The 10,418-nt window shown below is 72.8% G+C and carries 6 protein-coding genes and 1 pseudogene; all 7 read right to left on the reverse strand.

The features are described from left to right. Positions 1–553 (reverse strand): annotated as a pseudogene (locus BZY54_RS15135) (FHA domain-containing protein); the annotation flags it as partial. 127 nt (positions 554–680) lie between these two features. Further along, positions 681–2,063, reverse strand: coding sequence for a vWA domain-containing protein (locus BZY54_RS15140; RefSeq protein WP_086725714.1), 1,383 nt, complete (start codon positions 2,061–2,063; stop codon positions 681–683). 239 nt (positions 2,064–2,302) lie between these two features. Beyond that, entirely contained in the window at positions 2,303–3,652 is a 1,350-nt protein-coding gene (locus BZY54_RS15145; RefSeq protein ID WP_086725715.1) for a PP2C family protein-serine/threonine phosphatase, read from the reverse strand. A gap of 3 nt (positions 3,653–3,655) precedes the next feature. Then, on the reverse strand, positions 3,656–6,220 hold the full coding sequence (locus BZY54_RS15150) for a serine/threonine-protein kinase (RefSeq protein WP_086725716.1): 2,565 nt from the start codon (positions 6,218–6,220) through the stop codon (positions 3,656–3,658). Continuing rightward, positions 6,217–7,551, reverse strand: coding sequence for a coiled-coil domain-containing protein (locus BZY54_RS15155; protein ID WP_086725717.1), 1,335 nt, complete (start codon positions 7,549–7,551; stop codon positions 6,217–6,219). Before BZY54_RS15155 ends, BZY54_RS15150 begins: the two co-directional genes overlap by 4 nt. Before the next feature lie 89 nt (positions 7,552–7,640). Beyond that, a complete protein-coding gene (locus tag BZY54_RS15160; protein ID WP_086725718.1) occupies positions 7,641–8,663 on the reverse strand; it encodes a glutamate ABC transporter substrate-binding protein in 1,023 nt (340 codons plus the stop codon). A gap of 35 nt (positions 8,664–8,698) precedes the next feature. After that, positions 8,699–10,180 carry a hypothetical protein gene (locus BZY54_RS15165; protein WP_086725719.1) on the reverse strand — a complete coding sequence of 494 codons (1,482 nt, stop codon included), beginning with the start codon at positions 10,178–10,180 and terminating at the stop codon, positions 8,699–8,701. Positions 10,181–10,418 lie beyond the last annotated feature (238 nt).

Below are 10,418 nucleotides of genomic sequence, written 5' to 3' on the forward strand. Positions count from 1 at the left end.
CCGAGCGGCCGGGGCCGCCGGGGCGGCCCGGAGGCTCGGTGCCGAACGGCGGGCCCGGCGGGATCGGCTCGGCGGGCCGGTTCATCTGGGAGGGTCGGGAGCCCTGGTAGTCGAAGGAGTCGCCGCCGAAGGACGGGCCGGGCGGCTGCGGGAAGCGGGCACCCGGAACCGGACCGCCGGGGCCCGGACCGCCCGGACCGGGCATCGGCGGGCGCGGCGCGGCCGGGGTGTACGAGGTGGCCGTGTTCGTCAGGAAGTTCCAGCGGCACTCCTCGCAGAACGGCGCGCCACCCTCGCGGGGCGTGCGGCACTGCGGGCAGAGCTCCGGCTCGGCGCCGGGTGCAACGGACAGATGCGGGCGCCCGCCGGGCGCTCCGGGCCCACCGGGTCCGCCCGGCCCACCGGGACCGCCGGGTCCCGGCGCGGGCGGGAAGCCGTAGCCGCCGACCGGGGGCGGCGGGGGAGGAGGTGGCACGGCACCGGCCATGCGGTGACCGCAGACCTCGCACCAGTCGTCGGAACCCGACTGGTGTCCGTTCGGGCAGGTCGGCATGTCGGCGCTTCCCCCTCTCCTTTCCGGCCGGTTCGACCGGATTTCTCCAACCCCGAGGGGCCAGGCTCGCTGTCTGTTGCTGTTTGTCGGCAGTCGTCCGCCGCTGTGGTGCCGCGTCCGTGCTACGTCACTTCTTTACACGAACAGTCTTTGTCGACCGTGTCTCGAGAGTCATCTCGTCGGCCTCCTCGACTTTCGCCTTCAGTCGCACAGTACCTGTCGCTGCGTCGACCACGTCCACCACCTTCGCAAGCAGTTTCGCAGTATCCGCGTTCCCCGAGGCGCTGGCGAGCTGAACCGCCCGGCCCAGTTTGGCCGTTGCTCCATCGAAATCACCCGCTTTGCGAAGATCGAGGCCCTGCTGGATGGCTTGTGCCAGTTCGGCCTGCCCGGTGTAGTGGGCGACCTGAGGGTTGATGGACGTCGAGGCGACCATGTCGTCGGTCCACACGGCCCGCACCAGGCCCTGGGCGCCGAGGTTCTGTGCCGATCCTCCCCCGCTCCCGGCTGCGCTCGAGCGGGAGGTGCCTTCAGGTTGCGGAACCACCAGGGAGACACGGGCGGCGAGCATCTCCTGACCGACGTTGGCCGCGGGCACCTCCACGCACAGGTGGTAGTCGCGGGACTCGTCACCCCAGGAGCCGATCGGATAGTCCCCGGCCCGCGGGCCGGCCTCGGTGCGGCGGTCCGTCAACTCCTCGACCGTCGGCGCCACTTGCTTGACGAACTTGATCGTCGTGCCGACCGGGGTCCACACCCGCAGGGCGACGTCGGCGACCTCCTTGCCCATCGCCGTCTCCATCATCTGCGTGAAGTCGGCGGCCAGGGCGCCCGGGTCGGCGACGATGTCGGCGGTGCCGAGCAGTGCCGAGGCGATTCCTGTGACTTCTTTCACTTCCCAGTCGGTGCCCACGCCACGGGCGTCACAGGTGAACCGGCCGGAGCACTCCTCGAGCGTCCGCCGGAGGTCCTCCGGCGCCTCGTGCTCGTTGCGGCCGTCGGTGAGCAGGATGCCGTGCCGGATGGAGACGTCCGCCGAGGACAGCAGCCGGTCGGCCAGCCGCAGCCAGGTGCCGATGGCCGTGCCGCCGCCCGCGCTGAGCCTGCGCAGCGCCGTCTTGGCGTGCTCGCGGGTGTCCGCACCGGCGACCGCGAGCCGGCCGCCGCCCGGGTACACCTCGGTGGCCACGTGCGTGCCGCCGATCACCGCGAAGTGCACACCGTCGCGCAGGGTGTCGATCGCGGCGGCCGTGGCCTCGCGGGCGTTGCGCATCTTGGTCGGCGGGTAGTCCATCGAACCCGAGCAGTCGACCATGATCGCGACCGCCGCGGACGGCCCCTGGCCGGCCGCGTACAGGTGCGGGGCCGCGACCGCGCTGCCGATGGTGCCGCCGCCGGTCGCCGTCACCGTGACGATGGCGTTGACCTCACGGCCGCCTTCCGGCAGATACTCGTTCTGGTACACGTCCACCGAGAATCGCGGCACGCTGGACTTCGAGAAATTGGCCATGCCTTCCCAGATCCCCCTCCGAGCCCCCGCGAACGGGGCCGACGACTGTGCGGCTGTGTACGGACCGGTCCCCTCCGGCCTCCTGGAGCTCTCCCGTGCGTGCTTCCCCGTGCGAACGCTCCCGTGCTCCTCCGCGTGTGGACTTCGGCGTCCGGACTTCCCCGTGCCGGCTTCCCGGTGCGGCGACCCGCGGTGAGGCCTTCGCCGCGGCGCCCGTCCTGCGCCCCGGCGTAAGTCCCTCAGGCCGATCCTGCCCCCTGCGGCGGGGTCGGGAACGGCAGGACGGCCACTGTTACGTTGTCGTGGCCCCCGCCATCGATCGCGTGACCGACCAGCACCTGGGCGCTGTGCAGCGGGCGCACGGCGGCGTCCAGGGGCAGGACCCCGGCCATCTCCTCCGCCGTCTCGGCGTAGTTCCACAGCCCGTCCGTGCACACCACGACCACACCGGGCCGGTCCGGCTTGAAGGAGGCGGTGTGCGGCTCCAGTTCGTAGGCGTCCGCGCCGAGCCAGCCCGTGATCGCGTGCGCGCGCTCGTCGGCGTACGCCTCGGCCTCGCTCATCAGGCCGGCCGCCACCATCTGCGCGGCCCAGGAGTCGTCCTCGGTGAGCCGGGCCGGCGGCGCGGTCCTGTCCAGCGGCACCCAGTAGGCGCGGCTGTCGCCGACCCAGCCGACGACCAGCAGGCCGGCGGTGACCACCGCGCCGACGAGCGTGCAGGCCGGCGCGTTCTGGTGCGGGGAGTGCTCGCGGGCCGAGGAGGGTTCCTCGGCCAGGGAGTTGACCGCGTGCGCGGCGGCGACGATCGCCTCGTGCATCGCCTGCTGCGGGTGCGTGCCCCGCGGCAGGGCGGCCAGCAGGCACTCCCTCGCCGCCCGCGAGGCGGCTTGGGAGGCCTCGTCCGGGCGGGTCGCGGAGGACACGCCGTCACAGACGATCGCCACGACCGCGGCCGAGCCGTCGGGCAGGGCCGCGGTGCCGAGGGCGAACGCGTCCTCGTTGCGGTGATGGCGCAGGCCCCGGTCGCTGACCGCGGCGACCGCCCCTGACTCCTGCTCCATGTGGTCGCGTTCACGCGGCTGGGCGTGTCCGCAGTTCTCGCAGTAGCCGTCGCTGTCGACCCGGCCCGCACGGCAGGCCACGCACACCGCGCCGGACTCGTCCGGGGCGCCGGCCTCCGCGGCCAGCCGGGGATCGGGCGCCTGCAGCGGGTACTCCTCGGGCTCCTCCGGCCGGTCGAACCGCACACCCGAGCCCTGAGCCGCGGGAACCGGCGGTCCGGACAGCGGGGAGCCGCCCGAGTCCGTGCCCGGGAGGTCCGTCGGCAGGTGCGTGTGCGACGGGTCCGCCGCGCCGTCCTGCTGCGGCGCGTGCGGCCATACGGCGCCCTGCGCACCCTCCTCCTCGGCCGGCGCGGACGGGCGCGGCACCGAACCGTTGCCCATCGTGAGCGTCGGCGTGTCGTGCGACGGCGCGGCGTGAGCGGACAGGTCGTATCCGCAGGCGCCGCAGAAACGGTCACCCGACTCGAGCGGCTCCGCGCAGCTCGGACAGTTCGACAGGGCGGCCTGCTGGTGCATCTGCGACATCAACTACACCCACGTCCGGGGGCGGTAACGGTTTGCACGTTCCACCAGGTCGATCCTCTCCTCGCCGCCGGGCGCCAGCCGGGCCAGCGTGCGGTACGAACGCTCCAGGCCGAAGCGGAGTCCCCGCTCGTCCAGGTCGCTGCCGAGCAGCACCCGCCGGGAGGCCGGGTCGGCGGCCCGGCCCCCGGAGAGTATCCAGTCCAGCGCGCAGCCGAGGACCTCCGCCGACAACCGCTCGCGCCGTGCCGGGTCCAGACCGTACGCCTGCAGCGCTTCCACCTGCCCGGCCGCCGCGGTCAGGTCCTCCAGGAACGGCGTGTCGGACGCGACCGCCGTACGGTGCCGCAGCCGCGCCCGTACGGCCGCGACACGTGCCGCCGTGTAGTGGATGGAGGACTCCGGAACCGACTCCAGGGTCCGTACGGCCCTGCGCCGGTCACCGGCGGCGAGCTGGACGCGGGCCAGGCCGAACGCCGCGCCCACGTGGCTCGGGTCGGTCGACCACACCAGGTGGTAGTACTCGGCGGCGTTGTCGAGCTGGCCGAGGACCTCCGCGCACAGGCCGAGTGCCAGCTTCGGCGCGATCTCGCCGGGGAAGGCGTCGTAGACCGCGTCGAAGGCGAGGGCCGCGCCCTCGTGGTCGGCGGTGACCAGACAGGCCACGCCCCGGTACCAGACGACCCGCCAGTCGTCGGGGTGCTGCTCCTCCAGCCGGCCCAGCACCTGGAGCGCCGGGCCCGGATCACCGGTCTGCAGCCAGGCGCGGACCTGGCGCAGCCGGGTCTCCGTCGACTGGGTGGGCGCGGCGGCGAGGGCACCCACCAGCTCGCCGGGCGCGGACGTCAACAGACCCGCGAGGAAACCGGCGTTGGGGTCGGAGGGGTCCACGTGCGGCACGGGCAGGGCGAGTGCCGCGGCCGGTGCGTCGACCGGCTTGACCAGGCCCGGGGCACCCGGCGCACCGGGCGTTCCACCGTCGGTGCTCGTGGTGCTCGTGATTCCGCTGGTGCCGACGCCTACTGATGTGAGCTCCGGCGTCGGCCTGCGCGTCCGTGCCGCCCGCGCCCCCAGCCGGGACACGTCACCGTCCAGGGCCGGGAACAGCTCCGTGTCCGTGACCTTCGGTTCCGGGCCGAACAGCGTCGACAGGGCCGGGCGGGCCTGCCCCGTCTGCAGCGAGACGACCTCCCGCAGAACGCCCGTCAGCTGCTCGGCCATCTCCTGTGCGGAGGCGAACCGGCGGGCCGGGTCCGGGTCGGTGGCGCGGACCAGCAGACGGTAGAAGGACTCGTACCGCCGGAAGACCTCGATGGTGTCGGGGTCGGGCAGGGAGTCCACGTAGACGTTCGTGTAGCCCTGGAAGTCGAAGGTGAGCACGGCGAGGGTACGGCCCACCGTGTACAGGTCGCTGGCCACCGACGGGCCGACCTCCGCCACCTCCGGTGCCTGGTAGCCGACCGTGCCGTAGATGGCCGACTCGTCGTCGTCCATCCGGCGTACCGCGCCCATGTCGATCAGCTTGAGCTGGTCCTCGGTCTGGATCGCGTTGTCGACCTTGAAGTCGCAGTACAGCAGGTTGCGGCTGTGCAGATGGCCGAGCGCCTCGAGCGCCTCGATGCCGTACGCGCACGCCTGCTCAACCGGCAGCGGGTCCCGCCTGCCCTCCGGGCTGCGGCGGGAGTTGGCGATCTCCTTGAGCGACTTGCCGCCGACGTACTCCATCACGATGTAGCCGTCGAGGGAGCCGGTGCGCTGGTCCAGGTGCTCCACGAAGTTGTAGATCCGCACGATGTTGGCGTGCTCGATCTCCGCCAGGAAGCGCCGCTCGGAGATCGCCGCCGCCATCGCGTCCTGGTCACCGGTGTCCAGCAGGCCCTTGAGGACCACCCACCGGTCCGACACGGCACGGTCCACCGCGAGGTAGATCCAGCCCAGGCCGCCGTGCGCCAGACAGCCCACGACCTCGTACTGGCCGTGGACGATGTCCCCGGCCCGCAGCTTGGGCACGAACGAGTAGGGGTGGCCGCACTTGGTGCAGAAGCCCTCCGTACGCCCCGGCCGGTCACCACGGGCCCGGCCGACCGGCGCACCGCAGTCCGAGCGCGAGCAGAACCGCTTGCGCTCCGGCACCTCCGGATTCTCGAGCACCATCGAACGCGGGTCCGGACGCGGCACCTGCGGCACCTGCACCAGCCCGGCCCCGAGCCTGCCGCGGCCGGCGGAACCCGCCGTCGAGCCGGAGCTGCGCACCGACACCGAACGGCTGGTCGACCGGCCCGACAGCGATCGGGACAGCCGCCCCGACACCGAGCGGCGCGACTTCGACGACTGCGACGAGGTACGCGAACTGCGGCCGCTGCGCACGCTGGAGCGGGAACTGCCGCTGCCCGCCGAGCTGCGCGAGCCCCTGCCGCCACCGGTCACCCCGGTGGGCGGCGAACCCACCATGCCGGTCGCCGATACGACCGGCGCCAGACCGCAGGTGTCGCAGTACAGCTCGCCGCCGCCCACGTCCTCGTAGCGGCCGTCGCAGTCCGGCCGCTGACAGGTCTGTGCGACCTGACTCATGACTCCCCCCCACCGTCACCGTGCTGAGGGCCGCCCTGCCGCGGCACCCGTGCGGAGCCGAGCAGTTCGGCCGCCGCCTGCTGGTAGCGCAGCACGGCCTGCTCGGCCACCCTGAGGTCGCAGGGTGCGCTCCACAGCATGCGGCGCGCCGCGTCGTACCGCTCGACCAGCAGCGGGTCCTCCGCCAGACCGTGCCGGGCCACCTTGGCCTTGTACGCGTCCAGGCGGCCGCGCAGCTCGGCGCGGATCGCCAGCGGCGCGGTGACGGCCGTCAACGACTCACGTGCCCGCAGCAGTTCGTCCTCCGCCTTCTGCTCCAGGGACTCCAGCAGCGGCGACAGCCGGTGCCACTGTGCCTGCCTGCGGTACTCGGCGGCCGTCGCCAGCTGCTCCTGCAGCGCGGTCGGCGGGCCGCTGACGACCGGCACCTCCGTGGCGGCGATCTTCGCGAGCACCTCGCCGCGCGCGGTGCGCGCCTCGGCGAGCGTGCGGTCCGCGCGCGAGAGCAGGTCCCGCAGCTTGATCAGCCGCTGCTCGGCGTCCTGGCGTACCCCGAGCACGGCGTCGATCTCCCGGCGCACCTCCTCGAGGGCCCGCGCCTCACGGTCGTACACCGTGGTGTCCGGCCGGCCGCCGCCCGGTGCCGAACTGCCCTGCGCCGGCACCCAGAAGGCCAGCGGGTCGGACACCACCTGCTCGCGCAGCCGCGTCAGCGTGCGCGTGATGCGCTCCAGGTCGTCGCCCGCCGGGTGCTCGCCCGGGCGGACGCCGATCGAGTGCGCCAGCCGACGGGTGCGCTGGAGTTCCGCGGCGAGTAAATCGATGCGGGCGGGCAGCGCCGACCAGACGGCGTCGGCGGCGACCACCATGTCCAGGCTGGTCGCGTACAGCTCGTTCATCCGGTCCACGAGGGCGGCCAGCGAGAAGCTCTCGCTGAGCCGGCCCGCACCGCCGTGCGGCGCCGCCACGTTCACGGTGGCCACCGCGGCGCCCGCGACCGTGACCGACTCGCCGCGCAGCAGCTCGGTCAGCTCCACCAGGTCCTCGCGGCTCGACCAGCGGCGGCGGGCCCGGATCTCACGGGCGGTGCGCAGCGCGCCCGTGTAGGCGTCGAAGTACGTCCACAGCAGCGTGATCGACGCCTCCGTCGCCGCCCAGCGCTCCTCGGTGACGCCGGTCAGCTCGGCGCCCTCCAGGAGTCTGCGGCCCGCGTGGTCCTGCAGGGCGAGGAGCGAGGTCTCGATCGCCTCGTGCTCCGCGCCGAGCCGCGCCAGCGCACGGTCCACCTCGTCCCGGTCCAGCACCGGCCCGGCGGGGTCCGTGCCGCCCATCGATCACCTCTCGCTGCGTTCCGTGTCGTGTTCCGTCGGTCGTACGTGGGCCGGTGGCGCCGTCGTCCCTCGTGCCTGCGGGGCGCCGGTCACCGGTAGCTCGGTGTCGGCGCCGTGGCCGACTCCGAGTCCCTACCCAGCGTGGGGGACAGCCACTTGTCGTACGACGCCTTCCAGCCCCCGTCCTTGCGGTAGTTCTCCAGTATTCGGTTGACCTGACGTACCAGATCGTCGGCACCCAGCTTCATCGCCACGCCGTAGTACTCCTTGGTGAAGGTGCCGCCCTTGAGCTCCACCGTCGGGTCCTGCGCGGCCTGGCTGGCGGCGAGGGCGCCGTCGGTCACCACCGCGTCCACCTCGCCCAGTTGCAGCCGCACCAGGCAGTCCAGCTGGTTGGGGACGGTGGTGGAGATGTCGGTGGAGGCCGGCAGCGTGCCGTCCTTCTTGTCGGCGGACAGGTGGTCGTAGGCCGTGGAGCCGGTCGCCGAGCAGACCTTCTTGCCGGCGAGCGTCCTGTCGTAGCCCTTGACCGACGACGTCCTCGGGGCGAGGACCTGCTGGCCGGTCAGGAAGTACGGGGCGGAGAACGCCACCTGCTTCAGCCGGTCGCAGGTGATGGTCATCGTGCGCACCACCATGTCGACCCGGCCGCTGCGGATCGCGGGGACGCGCTCGTTGGTGGGGATGGCCTTGAACTGGACCTTGTTCGGGTCGCCGAGGATGTCCTTGGCGATGCGGTGGACGAGGTCGATGTCGAAGCCCTCCAGCGCGCCGGAGGAGTTGTTCGGGTTGCGGTAGCCCCAGCGGTAGCTGTTCTGGTCGACGCCGACCGACAGGTAGCCGCGCGCCCTGATCGCGTCGACCGTGTGGCCGTCGGCGTTCGACGGGGACAGGCTCTGGTTCTGGGCGTTGGCGTCCGTGCAGGTGCCGGCCCTGGCCTGGAGGCCCTGTGCCGTGCCCGTGCCCTGGCCGCCCGGGTCCGGCGTTCCGCCGCCGTGCGACTGGGTGTGCGGCAGCAGGAGGACGAACGCCAGCGCCAGGGCGCAGACGACCGCCATCGCTCCCACGCCGCCCCAGCCCCTCAGGCCGGCCCGCAGCCGTCGTACTCGCATCCTCACGCCTCCTTTCACCCCTGTCACGCCTCCTCTCACCGGTATTCCGACAGCCTGCGGCCGATGCCCAGCAGGACGCCCGCCGCGCCGAGGACCGTGAGCACCGCAGAGCCGACCGGCAGGCCGGTCATCGCCTTCCGCCCGTTCTCGGCGGCGTTCTTGAACTCGTCCGTCTCGTGGGTGAGCGCCGACGCGAGCGAGGCGTCCACGTTGTCGAAGCACTCGCCCGTGGACTGGCTCCGGGCGCCGGCGGCGCCGATGACCTTGTCGCGTGCCTTCTGGTAGTCGCCGGAGTCGTTGGCCTGGCGGGCCTGCGCGTGACGGGACTTCCAGACCTTCATCGACTGGTTCGCGACCTGTACCGGGCTCCGGCCGGCCGAGTCGTCGGCGAGGGAGGCGGCCTGGGCGAGGGTCTTGCCGAGCGTGCCGATCTCCTGGTCGTACGCCCAGTCGTAGGCGTCCATGACCGTGCCGTCCGGCAGGGTCTTGGTCTCGGCGCCGCGGCTGACCAGGGTCAGGTTCTCGTCGCTGCGGGCCTTGAGGGAGGCGATCCGGGCGTCGTGCAGCACGTTCAGCGAGCGGACGCCGTGGGCGTAGGAGCCGTTGAGGCCCGCGCGGGCGACGCTGTGGCCGACGACCAGCCACAGCAGGACGACCGCGGTGGCGGCGGTGGCGGCGACAAGACCGTGGTTCAGCACCCGGTTGGTGCGGCGGTAGTTGCGGCGCTGGGCCCAGGCGAGGGCGGCCAGGGCGAGGACGCCGAGGGCGATCGCCGCCCACGGGTACGGGGTGGCGTCCCCGTAGTCGGTGCTCAGGCGCTGGTTCTCCTTCTGGTACAGGTCCTCGGCCGCCGGGAGCATCTGGTTCTGCATCGTGTTGTTGGCGGTGCGGAGGTAGGCGCCGCCGACAGGGAAGCCCTGGCGGTTGTTGGCGCGGGCCGACTCCACCAGGCCCTTGTAGCGCGGCAGGAGCTCGTTGAGCTTGGTGATGGTGGCCGCGGACGGGGAGCCGGGGTCGGAGTTGGCGGCGGCGGTGACGAGTTTGGCGGCGGCGGTGCGGACGTCCGACTCGTAGCGCTCGCGGGTGGCGCTGGTTTCCTGCAGGCCGGCCAGGTAGCCGCTGGTCGCCATGGTGTTGGCGTCGGCGAGGGAGCGGTAGATGTCGGCGGCGTCGGAGGAGAGGGGCTGGCTGCTGTGCAGCACGTCGTCGGCGGCCGTGGCCCGGTTCGTGCTCTGCCAGGCGGTGATCGCGCCGAAGGCGACGAGGAGCAGGGCGAGGACCGCGCCGATGGCGCGGAGGCGGCCGGGTTCGGTGGTGACGGCGGCGCGCAGGCGGTCGATCGCCTCGGCGAATGCTGTGCGTCGTGGGGGAGTTGGGGTGACCGTGTTGCTTGTGGGGGTTGTGGTGGCTGCGGTGCCGGCGGTGCCTGTGGGGGGTGCGGTCGGTGGCATGGCCGGCAACGTGGGCAGGCCGGAACCCGGTGGTGGCGCCGAGCTGCTCGTCGGCGGGTGTGTCACTGCTGACCTCCCCCGTGGTCATCCGTCGCCTCAAGTATCCCTGTCGGCACCGACATCCGCACCGGCCTTCGCTGGATCTTGATCGGATCGCAGTGTCCCCTGCTCATGAACACGTCGGCGGAAGCGGTTCGGTTCCGTCATCTGTGCGGGTGTTGCGCGTGCGGGGGAGGTTCGCGCGTGCGTGCGGGGCCGTGTAGGAGGGTGGGTTCGCGTACGGGGGTGGGACCGCCGCACGAGG

The organism is Streptomyces carpinensis (assembly GCF_002154505.1).
Lineage (GTDB): Bacteria > Actinomycetota > Actinomycetes > Streptomycetales > Streptomycetaceae > Streptomyces > Streptomyces carpinensis.

What these genes read in the sequence shown, in the direction of transcription:
- BZY54_RS15140 (WP_086725714.1), bottom strand. Translation starts at nt 2,063, where the DNA reads ATGGCCAATTTCTCGAAGTCCAGCGTGCCGCGATTCTCGGTGGACGTG.
- BZY54_RS15145 (WP_086725715.1), bottom strand. Translation starts at nt 3,652, where the DNA reads ATGTCGCAGATGCACCAGCAGGCCGCCCTGTCGAACTGTCCGAGCTGC.
- BZY54_RS15150 (WP_086725716.1), bottom strand. Translation starts at nt 6,220, where the DNA reads ATGAGTCAGGTCGCACAGACCTGTCAGCGGCCGGACTGCGACGGCCGC.
- BZY54_RS15155 (WP_086725717.1), bottom strand. Translation starts at nt 7,551, where the DNA reads ATGGGCGGCACGGACCCCGCCGGGCCGGTGCTGGACCGGGACGAGGTG.
- BZY54_RS15160 (WP_086725718.1), bottom strand. Translation starts at nt 8,663, where the DNA reads ATGCGAGTACGACGGCTGCGGGCCGGCCTGAGGGGCTGGGGCGGCGTG.